Genomic DNA, 23,273 nt, shown 5'->3' on the forward strand with positions numbered 1-23,273 from the left:
GCCCCTCCCTCTCCCTATGGGAGAGGTTACAAACAAGCGCCCTGCGCATCCCAACACCCACAAAAAAGGCGCGGTCCTTGCGGACCGCGCCAGGCTACACGCTGCGCAGTTTGCAGCGGGGACCTCGTTAGCTGCGCGCCTCGGGCGCGGCGCGCAGGGCGCGCAGCAGGTTCTGGACGATGGCGTCGCGCTTGGCGTTCAGCTGGGCCTGCAGCTCGGGGCCCGGCTGGAAGGCGTCGACCTCGGCGTTGGCCAGCACGCCGTGGCTTTCCAGCACCGCTTCCAGCACCTGGACGCGGTCGGTCAGCACCCAGATCTCGCGGGTCAGGGAGAGAATGGCCTCGCCCAGGTCGTCGATCTGGTCGGCGGTCAGCATCCGGCGGTTCACCGGCTCGGAGATCGGGCGTTCGAAGGTCTTCTGGTTCATCGCGTTCATGTCGCTCGCTCGTTGTCGGAAGGATCAGGCGGGCTTGTGAGCGCGCAGCACGTAGTAGGAGTGCGTCGGGGCCTGGGTGGCGCCCTCCACGTCGACGTAGCCGATGTCCTTGCAGATCTGGACCAGGTCCATGCTCGCCGAGGCGCGCCAGTAGGGCTCGCCGCCCCACTTGGCCAGGTAGTCGTAGCGCCAGGAGCTCAGCTTATCGATCTCGGCGTAGCGCGGCACGTCGGCCATGATGATGTCGCCGCCCGGCTTCAGCATCCGGAAGGCCTCTTCCAGCACCGACTTGATGATCCGCGGCGGCGCCTCGTGGAACAGGATGAAGGTGGTCACGAGGTCGAAGCTCTCGTCGGCGAAACCGGAGTTCTCGCCGCCCTTGACCATCAGCTTCCAGTTCCAACCCCTTTCGTTGGCCACGCGGCGGGCCTGTTCGAGCATGCGGGCCGACCAGTCGATGCCGGTGATCTGGGCCTCGGGGAAGGTCTCCTGCAGGGCCTGGGTGAAGTGGCCCGAGCCGCAGCCGATATCGAGGATTTCCTTGTAGTCGCGGCGCGGGGCCTGCTGGGCGGCCGCCCGGCGCTGACCGAAGATGTCGCCGCCGTAGCCGCGCGCCACCAGCTGCTTGTGCACCAGCTCGCCATGGACGTAGCCGGTGTGGTCGATGTGGTCCCAGCCGCCGGTGGTGCGGTGGAACCAGACCTTGCTCCAGTAGCTGGGCGGCGTCTCGCCGTCGCCGTAGTCCAGCGTGGCGGGGCCTTCGTCGAGGGCCTTCAGATAGGGCTCGAGCACCGCGCGGCGCTCTTCGAACGCTTCATCGCAGTGCGCGCCGTGGGTGCGCGAGGCCCATTCGCCGAACAGCTCGCGGATCTTGAAGATCTTGGAGTCGGCCAGGGTCTCGACGACCAGGGCGTGGCGCTCGTCCATGTCGTCGGGCATGGTCTGGGCGTTGACGCCCTTCATGGCCAGCTCCGCCTCCGAGGCGAAGTGCAGGCTGAAGGTCGCCTTCGATATGCCCGCCTGGAAATCGAGCGACGCGCGCCCGCGTTGGGCCAGGGCCGGAGCGTCCATGAGGCACCTCTAAAACCCTGTTTCGATGAGGGACTTTACCGCCGGCGCGAGGCCCTGAAAGGCGCCTCGGATCCGCTATCCGCACAACGGTCAGCGGGTGGTGAAGCTCGGATCGTTCGACCATGCCGCGATGCGCGCGGCCGCCGAGGCGTCGCCGGCGGCGTGGGCGAGCACGAGGTCGGCAGAGGCCGCGATCGCCCGCGCCAGGCCATCGGCCTGCGCCGGTCCCGGCAGTTCGGGCCGGCAGATCAGCCCGCCGAAATAGTGGTCGACGCCCGGCAACACCAGCGCATGGCGATCGCCCGGCTTCGGCGCCTCGTAGGCGATCAGGCGCATGCGCCAGTCGTCGACGAAGCCCGGCAGCACGTCGGCGTCGCCGGTCTGCACCAGCAGCGGCGCGGACGTCGTCGTAAAGCCCTCGGCGGCGATCAGCGGCGGCGTGGCGGGCGGCGGCGACAGGGCGACAACGGCCTTGACGCGCGCATCCAGCGTCGGCGCGCCGGGCGGCGCCAGCACGCTCGCGCCCCCGGCCGCCAGGGCCAGCAGCGCCCCGAACGAGTGGCCGGCGGCGGCGAGGCCCTCCCCTCCCTGCCCGGCCAGCCAGTCCAGGGCCGCGGCCTGGTCTTCCAGACGCGTGCGCCAGACGGCGCCCTGGTCGTAGGCCTCGCGCTGCGGGTGGTCGGTGCTGTCGACGTGCAGGGGCGCGGCGACCAGCAGGCCCGCCGCGGCCCAGCCTTCCAGCAGGGTCGCGTACTTGCGCGGCGCCGAGAAGGCCCCGTGCGAAAAGGAGCCGGCGGCCTTGGGCGCGCCTTCCGGCCGCGCCACGGCCAGACCGATGCTGCGGTCGCCGACGGCGACCTCGACGATGTTCAGAGCCATCAGACGACCGCGCAAACCGTCTTCCATTCCAGGTAGCCGTCGAGGGCGACCTGCCCGCTGTCGCGTCCCCAGCCCGAGGCCTTGACCCCGCCGATCGGCAGGGCGTTGTCGTACATCGAGTGGCAGTTGATCCAGACGGTGCCGGCCTTGATGCGGCGCGACAGGCGATGGGCGTGCGACAGGCTCTCGGTCCAGATGCTGGCGGCCAGGCCGAACTCGCTGTCGTTGGCGGCGGCCACCACCTCGTCGATCTCGTCATAGGCCTGGACGACCACGACGGGTCCGAACACCTCTTCGCGGACGATGGCCATGTCGGGGGTCACCCGCGCCACCACGGCCGGCGTCACGAACGTGCCTTCGTCGCCGCCCTGCTGGCCGCCGGTCAGCACCTCGGCCCCGGCCGCCGCCGCGCCGGCGACGAAACCGGCCACGCGGTCGGCCTGCTTGCGCGACACCAGCGGGCCCATGTGGGTGGCCGGGTCCAGGCCGTGGCCCAGCTGCAGCCCCCTGGCCTGGGCCGCCACGCCCTCGACCACCCGGTCGTAGACCGAACGGTGGGCGTACAGCCGCGAGCCGGCCACGCACACCTGTCCGGCGTTGAAGAAGATGGCGTTCGCCGCGCCGGGGATGGCCAGGTCGAGGTCGGCGTCCGGCAGGATCACCACCGGCGACTTGCCGCCCAGCTCCAGGCTGACCTTCTTGAGGTTGCCCTTGGCCGCGTCGAGAATGGCCCGCCCGGTCGGGGTCGAGCCGGTGAAGGCCACCTTGTCGACGTCCTGGTGCGAGGCCAGCGCCGCGCCGGCCTCGCCGCCCAGGCCGGTGACCAGGTTCAGCACCCCCGCCGGGAAGCCGGCCTGCTGGACCAGTTCGGCCAGGCGCACGGCGGTCAGCGAGGTGTCCTCGGCGGGCTTGAGCACCACGGTGCAGCCGGCGGCCAGGGCCGGCGCCAGCTTCATCGCGGTCAGCACCAGCGGCGAGTTCCACGGCACGATGGCGGCGACCACGCCGACCGGCTCGCGCAGTGTCCAGCTGGCCATCTGCTTGCCGGCCGGCTGGTAGTTGATCGAGCTGTCGATCGTGCGGCCCTCGATGGCCGTGGCCAGGCCCGCATAGTAGCGGAACTGGTTCACCGCCCCCGGAATCTCGGCCCAGCGGCCGACGTACAGCGGCTTGCCCTGGTCGAGGGTCTCCAGCTCCGCCAGTTCGTCGATATTGGCCTCGATCAGGTCGGCCAGGGTCCACAGCAGGCGCGAGCGCTGCATGGGGGTGAGGCCGGGCCACTCGCCGCCCTCGAAGGCCTTGCGCGCGGCGGCCACCGCCGCGTCGACGTCGGCCGCCCCGCCCTTGGCGATCTCGGCCAGCACCACGCCGGTGGCCGGATCCTTGGTCGCGAAGGTGTCGCCGCCGGCCGCGTCGATCCAGGCGCCGCCGATGAACAGCTGCTTGCGACGCTTGGCGAGGAAGGCCTTCGCCCCCTCCGTCTGAGGTTCGACAGAACGGACGACGAAGGTCATGGCGCATTCCCCGGGACGCTGGATTTCCAGCCTCGACGCTAGTCCCCGCGCCCTCGATTCACAGGGGTCGCGGAACGCCTATCCGCTGTGCGGGCGCCTCCGCGCGCGGCCGCTTCGAAACCGCGCTAGAGCCTAGGTTCACGGGGTTTTCAGTGACGGTTTCCGGGGGCTTTCGATGACGACGATGAACGGACGCGGCGTGGACGAGATCCACGGCTACGCTCCCCTGCGCCCGGTGGCCGGCGTGGCCGCGCCCGACGCCTCGCCGGTGGTTCCCGGCGCCGTGTCCCAGGCGGCCCTCGACGCCGCCCAGGCCTTCTCCGACGCCCACGACGGCCTGGCCCTGCTGGTCTATGCGGACGGCGCCCTGCGCCACGAGGCCTACGCCCCGCACCTGACCGCCGACAGCCTGTTCGAGACCTTCTCGATGCACAAGTCGGCGCTTGGCCTGCTCTACGGCGCGGCGATCCGCGACGGCGCGATCGCCTCGATCGACGACCCGGTCGGCCTCTACCTCGCCGAATGGCGCGACGACCCGCGCGGCCAGATCCCGCTGCGGCATCTGCTGGGCATGAGCTCGGGCCTGACCGTGCACAGCCTCGACAAGGGCGACCCCGTCGCCCTGGCCCTGATGCTGGGCGACCGGATCAGCGAGACCGCCCTCTCCGTGCAGGCCCAGCGCCCCTCCGGCGAGGTCTTCGACTACTACAACGTCGCCGCCCAGGTGGCGGGTCTGGCCCTGTCGCGCGCTGTCGCCGCCAAGGGGCTGGGCGACGCGGCGACCTATCTGTCCAAGGCGCTCTGGGGCCCGATGGGCGGCGCCGACGCCCGCCTGTGGGTCGAGCGCGAGGACGGCGAGCCGCGCTTCTTCGCCGGCCTGCAGGCCCGGGCCCGCGACTGGCTGCAACTCGGGCGCCTCGTGGCCGGCGCCGGCGCCCTCGACGGCCGCCAGGTGCTGCCCGCCGACTGGATCGCGACGATCACCGCCGAGAACCCGCTCAATCCCGCCTACGGCCTGCTGGTCTGGCGCGCCGCCCCCGCCCCCGGCGGCAAGCGCTCCTACGGCCCCTCCACCGCCTACGCCGCCCCGCATGGCGCGCCGTTCATCGCCGACGACCTCGTCTATTTCGACGGTTTCGGCGGCCAGCGCGTCTACGTCTCGCCCTCACGCGACCTGGTGATCGTGCGCATCGGCCGGCCCAGGCTCGACTTCGATGACGCCGTGCTGCCCAACCTCATCGCCGAAGGGCTGACCTAAAAAGATCCTCCCCCTCTGGGGGACTGTTGCGAAATTCGGAACGTCGAAGAACAGACCAGAATCCGTTCGAGAACAGTTCGGAATCAAAAGGGGAAAGTCGTTCTCGTTTTACCCCATTATGCAACGATCCCCCTCTGGGGGAGGTGGCCCGGAGGGCCGGAGGGGGCCAGCGCCGGCGCCAGGCAGCCGTCCCGGAGCGGGAACACACCCCACCCGTAAAATCCCCGCGAAAGCGGGGACCCAGGCGTTTTGTCGTCGAGCGCCATGGGTTTCAGAAAAAGCCTGGGCCCCCGCGTGCGCGGGGGTTTTACGGAATTGGGAACGGCGGACGGGGACAGAGCAGCGTGGATCCTCCGCGTTCAGCGAAAACTCCTGAACCCGATCAGCGACTTGCAACTTTCTCACGGTGCTGGATCAGACGGATCCAGACCGCGCGCATAATCACTGCATCCCGTCGCAGGGAGAGGGCGCAAGGATCCGGCCCGAAGCGGCGACGCGGATGCGATCGAGCGGGGCTGAAGGCGCGGCGTGAGCCGGGCCTGAGGGCTTAAATGAGGATGGGGGACGTAAACCCATCCATCGGGAGCTTGCCTGACTAGGCTCCCGCCCGTCCAAGGGTCCGCGCCTAGCACGCACTCCTGGCCGTCAAGAAACGGGGAGCTCTGCGTGGGGAAGGGGCACAAGGCGGAAGAGGCCCGCGCGTCCCGGCCTGAGGAATAACGATCGCGCGGGGCGTCTATGCTTCGTCGAAACGGTAATTGAAACTCACACATCCGGGCGAGGCCCGGACGCCCCGCGCCCTCTCCATCAGCTCAGCGGCCAGCCGCGTGAGGCGGGAAAGCCGTGTCCAAAGACCCTACCCCTGAAGGGGGAGGTGGCCCGAAGGGCCGGAGGGGGAAGTATCTGATGCGCTCAGCACATCCCCGACGGCGCAGCAACTTCCCCCTCAGTCGCTCCGCGACAGCTCCCCCTTCAGGGGGAGCATCTTGGAGACGGCGCCTCCGCGCCCCTACCCCGCCCCCAGGTTCACGCTCACGGCCTTGGTCTTCAGGTACGCGTCGACGCCCTCGCGGCCGAACTCGCGGCCCCAGCCCGACTGGCGGTTGCCGCCGAACGGGGTCTCGGGGCTCAGGGCCGCGTGGATGTTCACACCCACCTGGCCGCTGTCTATGGCGCGGGCCATGCGGTGGGCGCGCGACAGGTCCCTGGTCCAGACCGAACCCGACAGGCCGTAGGTCGTGGCGTTGATCGCCGAGAGGAGCGCCTCGTCATCGTCGCCGAACGCCTGCACGCCCAGCACCGGGCCGAACACCTCCTCGCGGGCCAGCCGCATGCCGGGCGTCACGTCGGCATAGATGGTCGGCGCCACATAGTGGCCCGGGCCGCCCGGAACGCCGCCGGCATAGGTCAGGCGCGCGCCCTCGGCGGCGGCGGCCTCCACATGCTCCAGCACCCGGCCCTTCTGGCGGGCCGAGACCAGCGGGCCGATCATCGTCGTCGGATCAAGGCCCGGCCCCACCTTCAGATAGGCGGCCGTCTGGGCCAGGCCTTCCAGCACCGGCTCCAGCACCTTCTCGTGCACGAACAGTCGCGTGCCGGCCATGCAGTTCTGGCCCGACAGGAAGAAGCAGGCCATGGCCGCCGACGGGATGGCGTCGGCGAGGTCGGCGTCGGGGAAGATCACGAACGGCGACTTGCCGCCCAGTTCCAGCGACACCCTCTTCAGGTCGTGGCTAACGGCGCGGACGATCTCCTTGCCCACGGCCGTCGAGCCGGTGAAGGTGATCTTGTCGACGCCCGGATGCGAGACCAGCGCCGCCCCGATCTCGTGACCCAGGCCGTGGATCAGGTTGAACACGCCGGGCGGGCCGCCGGCCTCCAGCCACAGCCGCGCGACCAGGATCGAGGTCAGCGGCGTCAGTTCGGCGCTCTTGAGCACCAGGGTGCAGCCGGCGGCCAGGGCCGGCGCCAGCTTCAGGATGATCATCGACACCGGCACGTTCCACGGCACGATCGCCCCGACCACGCCCACCGGCTCGCGGACGGTGTAGACGAGAAGGTCCAGCGCCTCGCGGCCGTTGGCCCGGGCCGGAATGGTCGAACCCTCCAGCTTGGTGGCCAGGCCCGCGTAATAGCGGACGTAGTCGGCGCAGAAGCCCTTGATGGTCGCCCCGGACAGGGCGATCGGCATGCCGTTCTCGAGGGTCTCGATCTCGGCAAGCTTGTCGGCGTCGCGCTCCAGCAGATCGGCGAAGCGCAACATGATCCGCGCCCGGTCCGCGCCCGAGGCGCGGCTCCAGCCCTTGAACGCCTTGCGGGCGGCCGCCACGGCCTGATCCAGGTCCTCGGCCGAACTGGCGCGCACCTTGGCGATCACCTGCTCGGTCGCCGGATCCTCGACCTCGATCAGGGTCGCTCCGCGCCCCTCGACGAAGGCCTCGCCGATCAGCTGGCCGTGGGCCTGGGCGAGAAAGGCCAGGGCCTCCTGCGAGGGGCCGAAGATCGCTGCGTCGCTGGCGTCCGCCATGGGAAACTCCGTGGGAAGAAACTGAGCTCAGTTGTGAAGGCGGGACGGATCGGCCGCCCCCGTCCCGCGCGCCCTCCCCGCCTGTCGATCAGCCCGCGCGAAGCGATGGCGCGTCGCGCGCGAGCCGTCGGATGCTCGACTGGGGGACATGGGGCCAGCCGGCCCAGGGGGACGGACGCGTGAGCGAGGTTCGGGACGAATTCCGCAGGGGCTGGCGCGTGGTGCTGGCGGCCGGCGTGGGGGTCGGCTGCGGCATCAGCCTGCAGCAGTATGTCGGCTCGCTGTTCGTGAAGGCCCTGCAGGCCGATCTGGGCTGGACGCGCGGCCAGATCGCCCAGGCGCAGGGCGCGGCCCTGGCGGCGCTGTTCGTCGCCCCGGTGCTGGGCTGGCTGATCGACAAGGTCGGCGTACGGCCGGTGGCGATGGTCTCGATCGTCCTGCTTGCGGCGGTCTACGCGGCGCTGGCGGCCATGCCGCCGTCCCTGGGCGCCTTCTACGGCCTCTTCGCCCTTCTGGTGATCCTGGGCAGCGGCACCGGGCCGATCGGCTACACGCGGGCGGTCAACACCTGGTTCGAGAAGGGCCGCGGCCTGTCGCTGGGCCTGACGCTCACCGGCGTCTCGCTGGTCGCCGCGCTCAGCGCCCCGCTGCTGAACTTCGTCATCACCCATCACGGCTGGCGCGGCGGCTATGCGACCCTGGCGGGCCTGTCGCTGCTGGTCGCCCTGCCCACCGTCTTCGTCGCCCTGTGGGAGCGGCCTCGCTGGCTGGCCAGGCGCGGCGCGGCCGAGGGCGAGATCGCCGCGGCCACGCGGGTTTCCCAGGTCGGCCTGACGGCCGGTCAGGCGCTGAAGACCGGCCGCTTCTGGATCCTGGCCATGGCCATCCTGCTGGCGACGGCGGGCCTGACCGGCGTCATCAGCCAGCTTCAGCCCATCCTGACCGACCAGGGCCTGGACGCCCGCGTCGCCGGCTGGCTGGTGGCCCTGCTGGCCGTCTCGGTGGCGCTGGGTCGCATCGTCGTCGGCTGGGCGGTCGACCGCTTCTGGGCGCCGGTCCCGGCCGCCATCGCCCTGGTCCTGCCGGCGCTGGGGGTGGGCCTGCTGGCGATCGGGCACGGCCAGTGGCCACTCGCCGTGCTGGCGGTGCTGCTGATCGGCGCCGCGCAGGGCGGCGAGGTCGACGTCGCCGCCTTCTTCGTCGCCCGCTACTTCGGCATGCGCTCCTACGGCGCCGTCTACGCCCTGATCGGCGTGGCGATCTCGCTGGGCGTGCCGATCGGCGCCATCGGCTTTGGAGCCCTCTACGACCACGATGGCGGCTACGGCCGCGCCCTGGCGATCGCGGCCGCCGGCTTTGTCGCCAGCGGCGCGCTGATCCTCCTGATGGGACGCTACCCGCAATGGACCACGCCCGAGGAAAAGGCCTGACCGCACCGCCCTCAGGCGGCGCGGGACAGGGGTTCGGAGAGGTCGCGGCTGATGGCCGCCGCGGCGATCTTCAGCTTGTCGCCGTACTGCTTGACGGCGTCGGGCATCTTCATCGACGAGCTGAAGAACACCAGCACCAGCGCCCCGCAAACGCCCTCGCTGTTGAAGATCGGCGCGCCGATCGACGAGGTCTTGCCCGGGGTGGCGGTGTAGGGGTTGCGGCCCTTGGTCGCCACGCCCGCCTCGACGATGTCGGCGAACATGCCGCCGGACTCCGCATACTGCAGGGTCAGCGGATCCACCTGGCCCTCGCCGCTGCGATAGGCCTCCAGCACCGCCGCCTGCTCCTCGGGCGACGCGAAGGCCAGATAGGCCTTGCCCGCGGCGCTCTCCAGGATCGGCAGCGTATAGCCCGGATAATAGTTGTTCAGCGTCAGCGACGTCATCGTATGGGTCGAGTCGCGGATCATCATCTGCTGGCCGACCCGGGTCGCGATCGACACCGGCCAGGTCACCTTGGCCGTCAGGTCGACGATGTGCGGGCGGGCGCAGGCGACCAGGCGATCGCTCTCCTGGAACCCGTGCGACAGCGACTGCACCAGCATGGTCGGTCGATAGCGCTTTCGCGCCGGCTCCCGCTCGATCAGCTTCTCGTGCAGCAGAGTCTGCACGATGCGGCAGGCCGTCGGATAGGGCACGCCCGAGGTCTGGGCGATCTCCATCATCGACAGCGAGCCACGCCGGTTGATCGCCTGCAGCACCGAGATGCAGCGGCTGATGGCCCTGATCGGCACACCTTTTTCCATCGAAACGCCTCCTCCAGATTCACGCGAACTCCAGACCGGCGGCGGGGCCTGGTCGAAACCTACGCTCCGACTATCCGGTCGCCGGATAGCGCAGCGAAGTCCCACCGCGGTTCGAGTCGTCTTTTGTGCGTCGCCTGCTCTTTCGCAGGGCGGATATTTGACCACGCGGTCAACGAAGTGGCAAATGCGAGTTCTAGGGTCACGCTCACAGCCTCCTGGAGCGCGTGATGAGCGTCGAAACTTCCGTAACGTCAGCCGATGAGTCCTTGTATCTCCAGCGCTTTCAGGCCGCGGCCAACGCGCCTCAGGAGACCTACGACACGCTCGAGCCCGTCCCCGGCGCGGCCGGCCGCGCGCTGATTCCCGCCGCCGCGCCGGCCACGATCGCCGCTGACGCCCTCGACTCGGCCGAGGCCTACGCACGCGACAGCAACGCCAAGGCCTTCATGGTCTGGCGCGACGGCGTGCTCGAGCGCGAGACCTACTTCGCCGGCGCCAGCCGCCCGTCCCTGCTGGCCTCCAAGTCGCTGGCCAAGCCGCTGACCGCCGTCGCGATCGGTCGCGCCCTGGACCTGGGCGTCATCAAGTCGCTGGACCAGTCGCTGGCCGACTTCATCACCGAGTGGAAGGGCACGCCCAAGGCCGACATCCTGGTGCGCCACACCCTGGACATGCGCACGGGCTTCCTGCCGCAGGGCTTCAGCACCGACCCGGCCGACGTGCTGAACCGGGCCTATCTGCACCCGCGCCACGACGACATCCTGATCAACGACTACCCGCTCGTGAACCCGCCGGGCAGCCGCTACGACTACGCCAACGCCACCTCGGAGCTGGTGGCCCTGGTCGTCGAGCGCGCCACGGGCCGCCGCTACGCCGAGTTCGTCTCCGAAGAGGTGCTCAAGCCGATCGGCGCGCCGGGCGGCCAGATCTGGGTCGACCGTCCCGGCGGCCTGGCGCACTCAGGCTGCTGCATCCTGCTGCCGGCCGAAAGCTGGCTGCGGCTGGCGATCCTGCTGATCGACGACGGCGTCCATGACGGCCGGCGCCTGCTGCCCGAAGGCTATGTGCGCGAGATGCGCACCCCGACCGAGCAGAACCCCCACTACGGCCTGGGCGTCTATATCGGCGCGCCCTATGCCGAGCGCCGGGGCTGGGCCGCGCCCGATACGCCCTGGCCGAAGATCCTGCACAGCGAGCCCTACGCCGCGGACGACCTCTATCTCTTCTGCGGGAACTCGAACCAGGTGGTCTACATCGTGCCGTCCAGGCGCCTGATCGTGCTGAGGGTCGGCGACAATCCGCCCAAGTCGCCCGAGTGGGACAACAGCGTCCTGCCCAACCTGATCCTGCGGGGTCTCTAGCCTCTTCTAGGCCCGCCGGCTGGAGGCGACCTTGGCGATCAGCTTGCGCACCTCGCCCTCCTCCACGCCGTCGCGGCGCATCAGCAGGCGGACGATGGGCTCGGAGAGCAGTTCGTCGAGCGTGGGCGGCGGGTCGTCCAGACCCCGGTCGTCGCGCATGGGACGCTCCTTTTCCGGCGGGGCGTCCCAGTTGCATTGTTGAGAGTGAATCGCAACTACTATTCTGAAGCGACGCGCGCGTCATGGCCGGTCGGCGCTTCGCCTGCTATCAGCCTGACATCCCATCCAGAGGCCGCCATGACCGACTTCCCCGTCACCATCTTCCACAATCCCAAATGCGGCACCTCGCGCAACACGCTGGCGATCATCGAGGCGGCCGGCTACGCGCCGACCGTGGTCGAATACCTGAAGACGGGCTGGACGCTGGAGCAGCTGAAGGACCTGGCCGCCCGCACCGGCGTCGGCGCCCGGGGCCTGCTGCGCGTCAAGGGCACTCCGGCCGAGGAACTGGGCCTGACCGATCCCGCCATCGCCGACGATGCGATCCTCGCGGCCATGGTCGAGCACCCGATCCTCGTCGAGCGTCCGATCGTCGTCACGCCCAAGGGCGCGGTTCTCGCCCGTCCCAAGGAAAGGGTGCTGGACGTCCTCGACCGCCAGCCCCCGGCGGACGCATCCTGATCCGTGATCGGACGTTTACCCGTCGCCTGTCGCAAATCTGTCGCTGAACTGTGACAAATAGCCGACCTCGCCGCCGCTAATCTGCGGTCGCGAGGTCGGAGACCCTTCCCCCGAAAGGTCCGCCCGGCACGTCCAAGATTCCAAATGGCCCCAAGCCGACCATCAGGATGTCGTCCATGAAAGCCTTCCTCGGAGCCGCCGCCGCGCTCGGCCTGCTGGCCCTGGCTCCCAGCGCCCACGCCGCCCGCGACTACGTCTGGGCCGCCGGCTCGTCGACCGTCTTCCCGTTCAGCACCCGCGTCGCCGAGAACTTCGCCAAGAAGACCGGCAAGAAGTCGCCCAAGGTCGAGAGCCTCGGCACCGGCGGCGGCATCAAGATGTTCTGCGGCGGCATGGGCGAAGGCTTCCCCGACATCGCCAACGCCTCGCGTCCGATGAAGAAGTCCGAGTACGAGGCCTGCAAGGCCAAGGGCGTCAAGGACATCGTCGAGATCAAGATCGGCTTCGACGGCATCGTCATCGCGATGGACAAGAAGTCGCCCGACTACAACTTCAAGCTCGAGCACCTCTATCTGGGCCTGGCCCAGAACGCCCTGCGCGGCGGCCAGTTCGTGACCAACCCCTACAAGACCTGGAAGGACGTCGGCTCCGGCCTGCCGGCCAACCGCATCCTGGTCTACGGGCCCCCGCCCACCTCGGGCACCCGCGACGCCTGGGTCGAGCTGGCCATCGAAGGCGGCGCCAAGAAGTTCCCGACCGCCAAGGCGCTGCACGACAGCGACGAGAAGGGCTTCAAGGCCAAGGTCGACCCGATGCGCAAGGACGGCGCCTGGATCGACGCCGGCGAGAACGACAACGCCATCGTCGGCACTCTGACCAAGACCCCGGGCGCGCTGGGCGTGTTCGGCTTCTCGTTCCTCGAAGAGAACGCCAACGTCATCAAGGGCGCCGCCGTCAATGGCGTGAAGCCCACCCCGCAGACGATCGCCAACGGCAGCTACCCGGTGTCGCGTTCGCTCTTCATCTACGTGAAGAAGGGCCAGGTCGGCGTGACGCCGGGCCTGAAGGAATTCCTGAACGAGTTCGTCTCCGACGCCGCCACCGGTCGCGGCGGCTACCTGCAGGGCCGCGGCCTGATCCCGCTGCCGCCGGCTCAGCACGAAGCCGCCAAGGCCACGGCCGGCAAGCTGACGCTGATGGCCGCGCCGAAGGGCTGATCGGCTCGATCGACGACTGAAAGACGCCCCGTCCGGGTTTCCGGGCGGGGCGTTTTCGTTTGATCTAGCGCCTGCGGCCAAAGCGCCGCAGTCGGCAGGAATTGCGCGCAGCCCCTTGCCTTTCGTCCCGGATTGGCGTCTTAAGCCGCCTTTCCGAACTTCTCCGGTCGGCCAAACCTCGTTTTGGCGTTCGAAGAGGTTTATTTTCATGACAAGTGACCAATCAGACGGGTCCGGGACAACGGGGTCGTAATTTGGTCGTGGCGCAGGCCGCGGGCGTTTTTGTGTGCGCGCCGTCTGCAGGATCGAACTGGACCAACATGCCCTTCCCCGCCTCCCACCCCGCTCTTGAGCGGGCTCTCGCCGCTCAGGGTTACGCCGAGCCCACCCCCGTCCAGGCCGCCGTGCTGGAAGCCGACGCCGAAGGCCGCGACCTGCTGGTCAGCGCCCAGACCGGCTCGGGCAAGACCGTGGCCTTCGGCCTGGCCGCCGCCCCGACCCTGCTGGGCGACGCCGAGCGCCTGCCCAAGGCCGGCCTGCCGATGTGCCTGGTCATCGCCCCGACCCGTGAACTGGCCATGCAGGTCAATCGCGAACTGGAGTGGCTCTACGCCCAGGCCGGCGCCACGGTCGTCAACTGCGTCGGCGGCATGGACGCCCGCCGCGAGCAACGCGCCCTGAACTTCGGTGCCCACATCGTCGTCGGCACGCCGGGTCGCCTGCGCGACCACATCGAGCGCGGCCACCTGGACCTCTCCGAGCTGAAGGTCGCCGTCCTCGACGAAGCCGACGAAATGCTCGACATGGGCTTCCGCGAGGACCTGGAGTTCATCCTCGACGCCGCCCCGGCCGAGCGTCGCACCCTGCTGTTCTCGGCCACCCTGGCGCGCGACATCATCGCCCTGGCCAAGAACTACCAGAACGACGCCCTGCGTATCGACACGATCGACCGCAACGAGCCGCACCGCGACATCGAGTACCGCGCCGTGCGCGTGGCGCCGAACGAGACCGAACACGCGGTGGTCAACCTGCTGCGCTACTTCGAGAGCCCTGGCGCCCTGGTGTTCGCCAACACCCGCGAGAGCGTGCGTTCGCTGCACAGCAAGCTGCGCGAGCGCGGCTTCGACGTCGTGGGCCTGTCGGGCGAACTTTCGCAGCGCGAGCGCGCCGACGCCCTTCAAGCTCTCCGTGACGGCCACGCCCGCGTCTGCGTGGCCACCGACGTCGCCGCGCGCGGCCTGGATCTGCCCGACCTGGGCCTCGTCATCCACGCCGAACTGCCGGTCAACAAGGCCACGCTGCTGCACCGTTCGGGCCGCACCGGTCGCGCCGGCAAGAAGGGCGTCTCGGCGCTCGTCGTGCCCTACACCCGTCGCCGCAAGGCCGAGCAGCTGCTGTTCGCGGCCGGCGTCGAAGGCGTCTGGGGCGGTGCCCCGAGCGCCGACGAGATCCGCGCCAAGGACACCGAGCGCCTGCTGGACGATCCGATCTTCGCCGAAGCTTCGAACGAGGAAGACCTGGCCCTGGCCGAGGCCATGCTGGCCAAGCGCACCCCGACCGAGATCGCCGCCGCCCTGATCCGCACCCGCCGCGCCAAGCTGCCTGCCCCGGAAGAGATCTACGACGACCCGCGCCACGGCGCCGATCCGGGCCCCCGCTCGCGTGAACCGCGCGAGCCCCGCGACTTCGGCGATCGTCCGGAACGCGAGCCGCGCGCCAGCATGGACGGCTCGGAGTGGTTCCGCATCAGCGTCGGCCGCCGCGGCAACGCCGATCCCAAGTGGCTGATCCCGCTGATCTGCCGCCAAGGCCACATCACCAAGAAGGACATCGGCTCGATCCGGATCTTCGACTACGACACCAAGTTCGAGATCTCGGCCGAGGCGGCGGTAAAGTTCGGCGCCGCTGTGCAGGCCACGGTGCGCGAGGACGTCTCGATCACGCCGACCACGGCCCCGGCTCCGCGCGGCGATGCTCCGCGCGCGCCGCGTCCGCCCCGCAACTACGACGACGCCCCGCGCGGTCCCCGCGCCAACGCCCCGGGTTCGCGCGACCACACTCCGCGTCCCGGCGGCTACGACCGCGACGGCATGAGCGGCGCCAAGCCGTATGGCCGCGGCGAGGAGCCCAAGGGCGACTACAAGGCGCGCCCCCCGCGTGACGCCAAGCCGCGCGACTTCAAGCCCCGCGATCGCGACGAAGCTCCGCGTCCCTACTCGCCGGTCGACAGCGACGGCGCCCCCAAGCGCGCCTACAAGCCCCGCGCCGAAGGCCGCGACAACGCCGACGGCCCCCGCGAGTACAAGCCCCGCGCGCCCAAGGCGTTCGGCGACGCTCCGGCCAAGCCCTACAAGGCCAAGCCGGCGTTCGGCGACAAGCCCGCGTTCAAGGGCCCCAAGCCCTTCAAGGGCAAGAGCGACTTCGGCGGCAAGCCCAAGCCGTTCAAGAAGAAGTAGTTTTCTGAGGGGGCGAAAGCCCCCTCAGTCGTTTGGCGGCAGCGATCTCAGACCGCCTGCCCCGCGCACCAGCCGGACGCCCATGCCCACTGGAAGTTATAGCCCCCGAGCCAGCCGGTGACGTCGACGACTTCGCCGATGAAATAGAGCCCGGGCACGGCCTTGGCCTCCATCGAGCGGGAGTCGAGGCCGTCGGTGTCGACCCCGCCCAGGGTGACTTCCGCCGTGCGATAGCCCTCCGAGCCCACCGGCTTGAAGGTCCAGGCGTTCACGACGCCGGCCACGCGGGCCAGGACCTTGTCCGAACAGTCGGCGATGTTGCCGGCGATCCCCTCGTCCTCGACGATCTTCTGCGCCAGGCGCTTGGGCACGATCTCGCCCAGCACCGTGTGAAGCGCGCGGCGGCCGTTGGCGGCGCGCTCGGCCTTCAGGGTCGCGAAGACGTCGACGCCCGGCGCCATGTCGACCGTGATCTCGCCGCCCTCGCGCCAATAGGACGAGATCTGCAGGATCGACGGGCCCGACAGGCCCCGGTGGGTGAAGAGCATCCCCTCGCGGAACTTCGTCTTGCCGCTGGCGACCACGGCGTCGACCGACACGCCCGACAGCGGCGACAGGCGCTCCAGGGTGCGGGCCTCGAAGGTCAGCGGCACCAGGGCGGGCCTGGTCTCGACGATGGCCAGGCCGAACTGGCGAGCGATCTCGTAGCCCAGGCCCGTCGCGCCCATCTTCGGGATCGACTTGCCGCCGGTGGCGACCACGAGCGACGCGCAGGCCACGGGCCCGCTCGACAGCCGGACGACGAAGCCTTCGCCATCCTTCTCGACGCCCTGGACCGCCGTCTCCAGCCGCAGCACCACGCCGGCCTGGTCCATCAGGTCCAGCAGCATGCCGATGATGTCCTTGGACGAACTGTCGCAGAACAGCTGGCCGAGGGTCTTTTCGTGAAAGTCGATGCCGTACTTGCGCACGAGATTGACGAAGTCGGCCGGGCGGTAGCGCCGCAGGGCCGAGACGCAGAACTTCGGATTGGCCGACAGGAAGTTGGCGGGCGTCGCGCCGATGTTGGTGAAGTTGCAGCGGCCGCCGCCGCTGATGCGGATCTTCTCGCCCGCCGCCTTGGCGTGGTCGACGATCAGCACCTTGCGGCCGCGCTTGCCAGCCTCGATGGCGCACATCATGCCGGCCGCGCCGGCTCCCAGCACCACGACGTCGAACTGTTCCAAAGGCCGGCCCTCTCAATTGAGCGCGCCAAGGACGGGGACGCGGCGCAAAAGTCAATGCGAACCGTACGTTGACGCCCTGTCGCGACGGAGCGATCCTCAAGCCATGGCCGACGGCGCTGACATCCATCTCGATCCCGAACGCGCCGAGCGCCTGCGCGTCGCGGCCGAGGCTGCTGGCGTGACGCCGGAAGCCTTCGCCCTCAACGCCATCGACAGCGCGATCGACGACGACTGGGCGGAGGATATCGCCGCGCTCGAAGAATACGACCGCACCGGGATTTCTTACTCCGTCGAGGAAGTCATGGCCGAACTGCGGGCCAACGTCGAAGCCAGACAAGCCCAGCGTAAATGAAGCGCACTGTCCGGCTGACCCAAACAGCCCGCCGTGACCTTCTTAGGCTCGAGGATTTCCTGGCGGAAAAAAGTCCCGAGGCCGCCAACCGAGCCATGAATGCTCTAAGCGGCGCTCTTCTTTCGCTAGGCGAACACGCCGAGCGCGGCCGCCCCGCGCAGGAGCCAGGACTTCGGCAGATCAACGTCCCCTTTGGAAACTCCGGATACGTCATTCGTTACCGCATCGGTCCGTCGGCAGTCGTCGTCACGCGCGTCAAACACGCCCGCGAACGCTGATCCCTACCCCGCCATCCGATAACCCCCCGCCGCGCGCGCGCCCGTCACCCGGAAACGGCCGGTCATCTCCAGCAGGCCGACGATCTCGCTCTTGAGGGCGTGGGCGACGGCGTTAGCTTCCTCGACCATGGCCGCGTTCTGCTGCACGCCCTGGTCCATCTGGTTCACCGCCGCATTGACCTCGTTGAGGCCCGTCGCCTGCTCGCCCGCGGAAGCCGCCAGTTCACGCACCAGCACGTCGATCTCGCCGACCTTGAAGACGATGCCTTCCAGCGCCTCGCCGGTCTGGCCGACCAGCTTTACCCCTTCGTCGACCTGGCGGGCCGAGGTCGAGATCAGGGTCTTGATTTCCTTGGCCGCGTCGGCCGAGCGCTGAGCGAGCGCGCGCACTTCCTGGGCGACGACGGCGAAGCCCCTGCCCGCCTCGCCGGCCCGAGCGGCCTCGACCCCGGCGTTGAGCGCCAGGAGATTGGTCTGGAAGGCGATCTCGTCGATGACGCCGATGATCTGGCCGATCTGGCGCGAAGAACTCTCGATGCCAGTCATGGCCTCGACAGCGCCGCGCACGACCTCGCCGGAGCGTTCGGCGTCGCCGCGGGCCGAGCCGACCACACGGGCGGCCTCGCCGGCGCCCTGCGAGGCGCGGCGGACGGTGGCGGTGATCTCGTCGAGGGCGGCGGCGGTCTCCTCCAGGCCGGCGGCCTGCTGTTCGCTGCGACGGGCGGTCTGGTCGGCCGCGGCGGCGATCTCGTCCGAGCCCCGGCCGATGCCGTCCACGGCGGCCAGGATCTGGCCCATCGCCTCGTCCAGGTGGCCCATGGCGGCGTTGAAGTCGTCGCGCAGCTGGCGATAGCCCTCGGGGAAGGCCTCGGTAACCCGTACCGTCAGGTCCCCGCGCGACAGGCGCGACAGCCCGCCCGCGATGGCGTCCATGACGAAGGCCTGCTCGCGGGCTGCGGCCTCGCGGGCCTGTTCGTTACGGCCGCGCTCCTCGTCGCCGGCGGCGCGCGAGCGGGCCTGCTCGGCCTGGGCGCTCTTCAGAGCCAGGGCGTTGTCCTTGAAGACCTGCACGGCCTTGGCCATCAGTCCGACCTCGTCGCGGCGGCCGGCGCCGGCCACGACCGTCTCGAGGCGCCCCTCGGCCAGGTCGTTCATGGCCCGGGAGAGCCCCGCCACCGGCCGCGAGATCTTGACCGCGCCGATCCAGAGCGCGAAGGCCACCCCGCCCAGGGCGGCAGCGACGCCGAACAGCAGCGTCAGCAGCACGCCGCGCCCGGCCTCGGCGCGAGCCGCCGCGACCATGGCGTCGGTCTCCTCGTGATAGCCGTCACCCCAGGCCTTCACGTCCTTGGCCAGGGCGTCGATGGCCGGATCCATGACGGCCAAATGCGACATGGCACCGGTGTCATCATTGGACAAGCCTTTGTCGGCGGCGCCCCGCGCATCGGCGTAGAGGGCGTCGATCCGGGCGCGGAAGCCCTCGGCCTTCTGCGTGATCGCCGGATCGAAGCCGGTCATCTTGTCGAGGCTGTCCTTGCCCTCGGCATAGACCTTGTCGAGTTCCGTCGAAGCGGCCTGCGCCTGGCTGGAGGCGCCGTCGTAGGTCACGGTGCGGTGGGCGGCGTGGCCCATCATGGCCAGGCGGCGGCTGAAGCGGGCCGACTGCACCTCGGCGGGGGCGCGATGCTCGACGAGGCGGCTGGTGGCGGCGTCCAGGCTCTTCTGCTGCCAGACCCCCAGGCCCGTGCAGCCCAGCACGGCGGCGCCCAGCACGACGGCCGGCAAGGCGACCTTCGAGGCGATCTTGAGATCGTCGAGCTTCATGTTCGTTTCCCCCCGGATGTTTGTCTGATCCGCGCCGGACTCGCGGTAGTTGAACGCAGTTTTTCGGGCGCGGCGTAAAAACCCCGTTAAGTCGCTTGACCCAGGCGCTCACGGCTGTAGGACGCACGGCCCCTCCCCGGCCCGAGCTATTTCCATGACGTCCGCCGTCCAGCCGACGATCGGCATCGATTTCGGCACCACCAACACCGTCGTCGCCATCGCCGACGGCGACGGTCCCGCGCGCCTGGTGCGCTTTCCGGTCGGCGAGAAGGACATCTTCGCCTTTCGCTCGGCGCTGAGCTTCCATTCGCTGGCCGGCCCGGACGGGCGGCCGACCGAGCGCGTCATCGAGGCCGGCCCCTGGGCGATCGAGGCCTATGTCGAGGATCCGCTGGAGACCCGCTTCGTCCAGTCGTTCAAGACGTTCGCCGCGAGCGCGGCCTTCACCGAGACCCGCATCCTCGACAAGCGCTACCTGTTCGAGGACCTGCTGGCGGCCTTCCTGTTCAAGCTGCGCGACCACGCTGGCGGCCAGATGAGCCAGTTGCCGCCCCGGGTGATCGTCGGCCGGCCGGTGACCTTCGCCGGCGGCAATCCGGACGAGGCCCTGGCCCTGCGCCGTTACGAGGCCGCGTTCGAGCGCCTGGGCTTCTCCGATATCCGCTACGCCCACGAGCCGGTCGGCGCGGCCTTCTTCTTCGCCCGTCAGCTGAAGGAGGACGCCACGGTGCTGGTGGCCGACTTCGGTGGCGGCACCAGCGACTTCTCGATCGTGCGGTTCGAACGCCACGGCAGCCAGCTTCGCTCGGTTCCGCTGGCGCGCTCGGGCGTCGGCGTGGCCGGCGACGCCTTCGACTACCGGATCATCGACAACGTGGTGTCGCCGGAACTGGGCAAGGGCAGCCTGTACAAGGCCATGTCCAGCCGCCTGCCGATTCCGCAGCGCTACTACACCGCCTTCGCCCGCTGGGACCAGCTGGCCCTGCTGCGGGCGTCCAAGGACATGCGCGACATCCGCGCCCTGGAACGCACGGCGGTCGAGCCGGAGAAGATCGCTCGCCTGATCGAGGTGCTCGACGACAACCACGGCTACGCCCTCTACCGCTCGGTCTCTGGCCTGAAGGAGGCGCTATCGAGCCAGGAAAGCGCGCGGTTCTCGTTCAAGGCCGGCTCTGTGGAGATCGAGCGCGAGGTGGCCCGGACCGAGTTCGAAGACTGGATCGCGCCGGAACTGAAGGCCATCGAGACGGCCGTCGACCAGGCGCTGGAGCGCTCGGGCCTGGCTCCCGAGGGCGTGGACCGGGTGTTCCTGACCGGCGGCTCGTCTTTCGTGCCGGCCGTCCGCGACATCTTCCTGCGCCGGTTCGGGGCCGAACGCATCGAGAGCGGCGGCGAGTTCGAGTCGATCGCCTCGGGCCTGGCGCTGATCGGGCACGAGACGGACCTGGACCTGTGGAGCGAGCGGGCGGCTAGGCCCTAGCCGCCTTCGGCGGCCCCCTCGGTCGTTCCGCGACAGCTCCCCCAGAGGGGGAGCATCTGGAGCGCCAAGTTCCTCCCCCCTCTGGGGGAGGATCTCGGTTACCGCTGCGCCTGCACCGTCTTCACCGGCGGCGCGGTTTCCCAGCCGCCGCCCAGGGCCAGGAAGAGGTTGACCTGATCGGCGGCCACAGCGGCGTCGGAGGCGGCCAGGGCGGCTTCGGCGCCGGCCAGGGTGCGCTGGGCGTCGAGGCCCTGGAGGTAGGGCGCGCGGCCGGCCTTGTAGAGCGTGGCGGCCTGGCGCTCGGCCTTCACGGCCTCGTCGCGGGCGGCGCGCAGGGCGGCGTTGCGGTCGAGTTCGTGGGCGTAGGCGGTCAGGCTGGTCTCGGTCTCGCGCAGGGCGTTGAGCACCACGCCGTCGAACCTGGCCAGGGCCCCGTCGGCGCCGGCCTCGGCCCCGCGGATGCGGGCGCGTTCGCCCTCGCCCGGCAGGGTCCACGAGATCAGGCCCGACAGGCTCCAGCGGTTGGCGGCCGGCTGGCCGATGTCGGCCAGCAGGCCCGTGGAACCGCCGCCCAGGCCGAAGCTGATGTTCGGATAGAGCGCGCCCCTGGCGACGCCGATGCGGGCGGTGGCGCCGGCCAGGGTGCGTTCGGCCTGGCGGACGTCGGGACGTCGCTTGAGCAGCGCCGCCCCGTCGCCCACCGGCAGGGGCTGGGAAAGCTTCGGCGGCGTCGCGCAGGCTTCCACGACCTTGGGGAACTGGGCCGGCGGCTTGCCGGTCAGGACGGCCAGCTTGTATAGCGCGGCCTTGCGATGGGCCTCGAAGCTGGGGATGGCGGCGCGCTGCAGGTCGACCTGGGCCCGGGCGCGGGTGGCGTCGAGGCTCGTGCCCCGGCCCGCCGCGATCAGGCGGTTGGTGACGTCCAGGCTCTTCTGCTGCAGGTCCAGGCTGTGTTCGGCGACATGGATCTCGTGGCCGGCCGAGCAGGCCTCGACATAGGCCCGCGCGACGTCGGCGGCGACGCTGACGCGGGCGAGATCCAGGGCAGCCTGGCTGGCGTCGGCGTCGGCATGGGCGGCCTCGGCGGCGCGCTTCAGGCGTCCCACGAGATCGACCTGGTAGGAGACCTTCACCCCCGCGTCGGCCAGGTTCTCGACCGGCAGGGGCTCGCTCATCAGGTACTGCTCGCCGGACTCGCGGGCGTGCATGGCGGCGGCCGACGCCCCGACCGAGAAGCCGCCGGCGTCGTCGGCCTCGCCGGCCACGGCGCGAGCGCGGGCCAGGCTGGCGGCGGCCACCCGCAGGTCGGTGTTGGCGGCCAGAGCTTCCTGGACGAGCCCGTTCAGGGTCTCGTCGTCATAGAGCTTCCACCAGCCGTCCGGGACCGGATCCTGGCTGACGGCGACGCTGGCGGAGCCCATGAACGGGGCCTGGGCGGCCGGCTCGTTGATCTTGGCGACGTCGGGCCGCTTGTAGTCGGGGCCGACGGTGGCGCAGGCGGCCAGGGCAAGCAACGAGGTCGCGGCCGCCAGGGTGCGGAGCGTGCTCATGAGGCGGCTCCCTTGGCGGCGACCTTCGTGCTCCCCTTCCCTTGCGCCTGAGCCTGCCCCAGCACCGCGACGGTGGCGGTGCGGCCGGCGATCAGGCGCAGGTCCTTGGGCGTCTCGTCCAGGGCGACGCGGACAGGCACCCGCTGGGCCAGGCGCACCCAACTGAAGGTGGGGTTGACGTTGGGCAGCAGGCTGGCGCCGGCGGCGCGGTCGCGGTCCTCGATGCCGGCGGCGATCGACTGGATGTGGCCGTGCAGCGGGCGGTCTTCGCCCATGACGGTGACGCTGACCCTCTGGCCGACGTGCAGGCCCTTGAGCTTGGTCTCCTCGAAATAGCCCTCGACCCGGTACGAGCGGCTGTCGATCAGGGCCAGCACCGGCTTGCCGGCCGTGACGTAGTCGCCGGCGCGCAGCGTCAGGTCCGACAGGAAGCCGTCGGTGGGCGCGACCACCAGGGTGCGTTCGAGGTTCAGGGCGGCCAGGTCGCGGGCGGCGACGGCCTGGGCCAGGGCGGCCTGGCCTTGCTCGACCTTGGCAAGGCTCTGCTCGGTGATCTCGCCGGCGACCAGGTCGCCCAGCACGCGGTTGCGGACCAGTTCGCGGCGGGCCTGGGCCAGTTGGGCCTTCTGGGCGGCGACGGCCGCGTCGGCCTGACGCAGCGCCAGAGCGTAGCGGTCGCGGTCGACGTAGAACAGCGGCTGGCCGGCCTTGACCGTCTGGTCGTTGACCACCTGGACGGCGGTCACCAGGCCCGAGACGTCGGGGGCGACCTGGACGATGTCGGCGCGGACGCGGCCGTCACGGGTCCAGGGATCGACCTGATAGTGGTCCCAGAGGCGCTTGCCCCCGACCACGGCGACGGCGACGACGGCCAGGGTGACCGCGACGCGGCCGGCTTGGGGGAGGATAGTTTTCAGCTGGGGCATG

At 70.2% G+C, this 23,273-nt stretch carries 20 protein-coding genes; 9 read left to right on the top strand and 11 right to left on the bottom strand.

The features are described from left to right. Positions 1 to 127: 127 nt before the first annotated feature. The 4 genes from C1707_RS20570 to C1707_RS20585 form a co-directional block, all read right to left on the bottom strand. On the bottom strand, positions 128 to 436 hold the full coding sequence (locus tag C1707_RS20570) for a hypothetical protein (protein ID WP_101714785.1): 309 nt from the start codon (positions 434 to 436) through the stop codon (positions 128 to 130). A 24-nt stretch (positions 437 to 460) separates the two neighbouring features. Beyond that, entirely contained in the window at positions 461 to 1,507 is a 1,047-nt protein-coding gene (locus tag C1707_RS20575) for a class I SAM-dependent methyltransferase (RefSeq protein WP_101714784.1), read from the bottom strand. A gap of 90 nt (positions 1,508 to 1,597) precedes the next feature. Beyond that, the gene (locus tag C1707_RS20580) at positions 1,598 to 2,386 is read right to left on the bottom strand and encodes an alpha/beta hydrolase (RefSeq protein ID WP_101714783.1); all 789 of its coding nucleotides are present in this window, start codon (positions 2,384 to 2,386) and stop codon (positions 1,598 to 1,600) included. Further along, the gene (locus tag C1707_RS20585; protein WP_101714782.1) at positions 2,386 to 3,900 is read right to left on the bottom strand and encodes an aldehyde dehydrogenase family protein; all 1,515 of its coding nucleotides are present in this window, start codon (positions 3,898 to 3,900) and stop codon (positions 2,386 to 2,388) included. Before C1707_RS20585 ends, C1707_RS20580 begins: the two co-directional genes overlap by 1 nt. A 175-nt stretch (positions 3,901 to 4,075) precedes the next feature. Here C1707_RS20585 and C1707_RS20590 point away from each other — a divergent pair, with 175 nt between their 5' ends. Next, positions 4,076 to 5,158 (top strand): serine hydrolase domain-containing protein, encoded by a 1,083-nt coding sequence (locus C1707_RS20590; RefSeq protein ID WP_101714781.1) that lies wholly within the window; start codon positions 4,076 to 4,078, stop codon positions 5,156 to 5,158. A 1,009-nt stretch (positions 5,159 to 6,167) separates the two neighbouring features. Here the strand turns inward: C1707_RS20590 and C1707_RS20595 are convergent. After that, on the bottom strand, positions 6,168 to 7,685 hold the full coding sequence (locus C1707_RS20595) for an aldehyde dehydrogenase family protein (RefSeq protein ID WP_101714780.1): 1,518 nt from the start codon (positions 7,683 to 7,685) through the stop codon (positions 6,168 to 6,170). A 179-nt stretch (positions 7,686 to 7,864) separates the two neighbouring features. On the opposite strand from C1707_RS20595, the gene C1707_RS20600 reads away from it, so the two are divergent. After that, a complete protein-coding gene (locus C1707_RS20600; protein WP_164467419.1) occupies positions 7,865 to 9,115 on the top strand; it encodes an MFS transporter in 1,251 nt (416 codons plus the stop codon). Positions 9,116 to 9,126: 11 nt separating this feature from the next. On the opposite strand, the gene C1707_RS20605 is transcribed toward C1707_RS20600, so the two are convergent. Continuing rightward, a complete protein-coding gene (locus C1707_RS20605) occupies positions 9,127 to 9,921 on the bottom strand; it encodes an IclR family transcriptional regulator domain-containing protein (protein ID WP_101714778.1) in 795 nt (264 codons plus the stop codon). 266 nt (positions 9,922 to 10,187) lie between these two features. On the opposite strand from C1707_RS20605, the gene C1707_RS20610 reads away from it, so the two are divergent. Further along, positions 10,188 to 11,282 carry a serine hydrolase domain-containing protein gene (locus C1707_RS20610; RefSeq protein ID WP_164467420.1) on the top strand — a complete coding sequence of 365 codons (1,095 nt, stop codon included), beginning with the start codon at positions 10,188 to 10,190 and terminating at the stop codon, positions 11,280 to 11,282. A 6-nt stretch (positions 11,283 to 11,288) separates the two neighbouring features. Here the strand turns inward: C1707_RS20610 and C1707_RS26280 are convergent, their stop codons facing one another. Continuing rightward, entirely contained in the window at positions 11,289 to 11,441 is a 153-nt protein-coding gene (locus tag C1707_RS26280; RefSeq protein ID WP_164467421.1) for a hypothetical protein, read from the bottom strand. A gap of 138 nt (positions 11,442 to 11,579) precedes the next feature. Here C1707_RS26280 and arsC point away from each other — a divergent pair, with 138 nt between their 5' ends. From arsC to C1707_RS20625, 3 genes are all read left to right on the top strand, one after another. Further along, on the top strand, positions 11,580 to 11,963 hold the full coding sequence (gene arsC, locus C1707_RS20615; RefSeq protein ID WP_101714776.1) for an arsenate reductase (glutaredoxin): 384 nt from the start codon (positions 11,580 to 11,582) through the stop codon (positions 11,961 to 11,963). A gap of 176 nt (positions 11,964 to 12,139) precedes the next feature. Then, positions 12,140 to 13,180 carry a substrate-binding domain-containing protein gene (locus C1707_RS20620; protein WP_101714775.1) on the top strand — a complete coding sequence of 347 codons (1,041 nt, stop codon included), beginning with the start codon at positions 12,140 to 12,142 and terminating at the stop codon, positions 13,178 to 13,180. Between the two features lie 320 nt (positions 13,181 to 13,500). After that, complete coding sequence (locus C1707_RS20625; RefSeq protein ID WP_101714774.1) at positions 13,501 to 15,636, top strand: DEAD/DEAH box helicase; 2,136 nt, start codon at positions 13,501 to 13,503, stop codon at positions 15,634 to 15,636. A gap of 47 nt (positions 15,637 to 15,683) precedes the next feature. Here C1707_RS20625 and C1707_RS20630 read toward each other — a convergent pair whose 3' ends face one another. Further along, positions 15,684 to 16,862, bottom strand: a complete 1,179-nt coding sequence (locus tag C1707_RS20630) for a BaiN/RdsA family NAD(P)/FAD-dependent oxidoreductase (protein ID WP_101714773.1) — start codon at positions 16,860 to 16,862, stop codon at positions 15,684 to 15,686. Between the two features lie 103 nt (positions 16,863 to 16,965). On the opposite strand from C1707_RS20630, the gene C1707_RS20635 reads away from it, so the two are divergent. Continuing rightward, positions 16,966 to 17,214, top strand: coding sequence for an antitoxin (locus C1707_RS20635; RefSeq protein WP_101714772.1), 249 nt, complete (start codon positions 16,966 to 16,968; stop codon positions 17,212 to 17,214). Further along, positions 17,211 to 17,492, top strand: coding sequence for a type II toxin-antitoxin system RelE/ParE family toxin (locus tag C1707_RS20640; RefSeq protein WP_101714771.1), 282 nt, complete (start codon positions 17,211 to 17,213; stop codon positions 17,490 to 17,492). Before C1707_RS20635 ends, C1707_RS20640 begins: the two co-directional genes overlap by 4 nt. Before the next feature lie 3 nt (positions 17,493 to 17,495). On the opposite strand, the gene C1707_RS20645 is transcribed toward C1707_RS20640, so the two are convergent. Next, entirely contained in the window at positions 17,496 to 19,316 is a 1,821-nt protein-coding gene (locus tag C1707_RS20645; protein ID WP_101714770.1) for a methyl-accepting chemotaxis protein, read from the bottom strand. 154 nt (positions 19,317 to 19,470) lie between these two features. On the opposite strand from C1707_RS20645, the gene C1707_RS20650 reads away from it, so the two are divergent. Next, positions 19,471 to 20,796: an Hsp70 family protein gene (locus C1707_RS20650; protein WP_101714769.1), complete on the top strand. Its 1,326-nt coding sequence runs from the start codon at positions 19,471 to 19,473 to the stop codon at positions 20,794 to 20,796. A gap of 98 nt (positions 20,797 to 20,894) precedes the next feature. On the opposite strand, the gene C1707_RS20655 is transcribed toward C1707_RS20650, so the two are convergent. After that, positions 20,895 to 22,346, bottom strand: a complete 1,452-nt coding sequence (locus tag C1707_RS20655; RefSeq protein ID WP_101714768.1) for an efflux transporter outer membrane subunit — start codon at positions 22,344 to 22,346, stop codon at positions 20,895 to 20,897. Continuing rightward, the gene (locus C1707_RS20660) at positions 22,343 to 23,272 is read right to left on the bottom strand and encodes an efflux RND transporter periplasmic adaptor subunit (RefSeq protein ID WP_101714767.1); all 930 of its coding nucleotides are present in this window, start codon (positions 23,270 to 23,272) and stop codon (positions 22,343 to 22,345) included. Before C1707_RS20660 ends, C1707_RS20655 begins: the two co-directional genes overlap by 4 nt. Between the last annotated feature and the right edge of the window lies 1 nt (position 23,273).

The sequence above is a fragment of the Caulobacter flavus genome (assembly GCF_003722335.1).
In the GTDB taxonomy this organism is placed as follows: domain Bacteria; phylum Pseudomonadota; class Alphaproteobacteria; order Caulobacterales; family Caulobacteraceae; genus Caulobacter; species Caulobacter flavus.

Excerpts from the sequence above, each read along its gene's own strand:
- C1707_RS20625 (WP_101714774.1), top strand. The coding sequence starts at position 13,501 with ATGCCCTTCCCCGCCTCCCACCCCGCTCTTGAGCGGGCTCTCGCCGCT.
- C1707_RS26280 (WP_164467421.1), bottom strand. The coding sequence starts at position 11,441 with ATGCGCGACGACCGGGGTCTGGACGACCCGCCGCCCACGCTCGACGAA.
- C1707_RS20580 (WP_101714783.1), bottom strand. The coding sequence starts at position 2,386 with ATGGCTCTGAACATCGTCGAGGTCGCCGTCGGCGACCGCAGCATCGGT.
- C1707_RS20570 (WP_101714785.1), bottom strand. The coding sequence starts at position 436 with ATGAACGCGATGAACCAGAAGACCTTCGAACGCCCGATCTCCGAGCCG.
- C1707_RS20655 (WP_101714768.1), bottom strand. The coding sequence starts at position 22,346 with ATGAGCACGCTCCGCACCCTGGCGGCCGCGACCTCGTTGCTTGCCCTG.
- C1707_RS20585 (WP_101714782.1), bottom strand. The coding sequence starts at position 3,900 with ATGACCTTCGTCGTCCGTTCTGTCGAACCTCAGACGGAGGGGGCGAAG.
- C1707_RS20645 (WP_101714770.1), bottom strand. The coding sequence starts at position 19,316 with ATGAAGCTCGACGATCTCAAGATCGCCTCGAAGGTCGCCTTGCCGGCC.
- C1707_RS20605 (WP_101714778.1), bottom strand. The coding sequence starts at position 9,921 with ATGGAAAAAGGTGTGCCGATCAGGGCCATCAGCCGCTGCATCTCGGTG.
- C1707_RS20660 (WP_101714767.1), bottom strand. The coding sequence starts at position 23,272 with ATGCCCCAGCTGAAAACTATCCTCCCCCAAGCCGGCCGCGTCGCGGTC.
- C1707_RS20590 (WP_101714781.1), top strand. The coding sequence starts at position 4,076 with ATGACGACGATGAACGGACGCGGCGTGGACGAGATCCACGGCTACGCT.
- arsC (WP_101714776.1), top strand. The coding sequence starts at position 11,580 with ATGACCGACTTCCCCGTCACCATCTTCCACAATCCCAAATGCGGCACC.
- C1707_RS20575 (WP_101714784.1), bottom strand. The coding sequence starts at position 1,507 with ATGGACGCTCCGGCCCTGGCCCAACGCGGGCGCGCGTCGCTCGATTTC.
- C1707_RS20620 (WP_101714775.1), top strand. The coding sequence starts at position 12,140 with ATGAAAGCCTTCCTCGGAGCCGCCGCCGCGCTCGGCCTGCTGGCCCTG.
- C1707_RS20640 (WP_101714771.1), top strand. The coding sequence starts at position 17,211 with ATGAAGCGCACTGTCCGGCTGACCCAAACAGCCCGCCGTGACCTTCTT.
- C1707_RS20595 (WP_101714780.1), bottom strand. The coding sequence starts at position 7,685 with ATGGCGGACGCCAGCGACGCAGCGATCTTCGGCCCCTCGCAGGAGGCC.
- C1707_RS20650 (WP_101714769.1), top strand. The coding sequence starts at position 19,471 with ATGACGTCCGCCGTCCAGCCGACGATCGGCATCGATTTCGGCACCACC.
- C1707_RS20635 (WP_101714772.1), top strand. The coding sequence starts at position 16,966 with ATGGCCGACGGCGCTGACATCCATCTCGATCCCGAACGCGCCGAGCGC.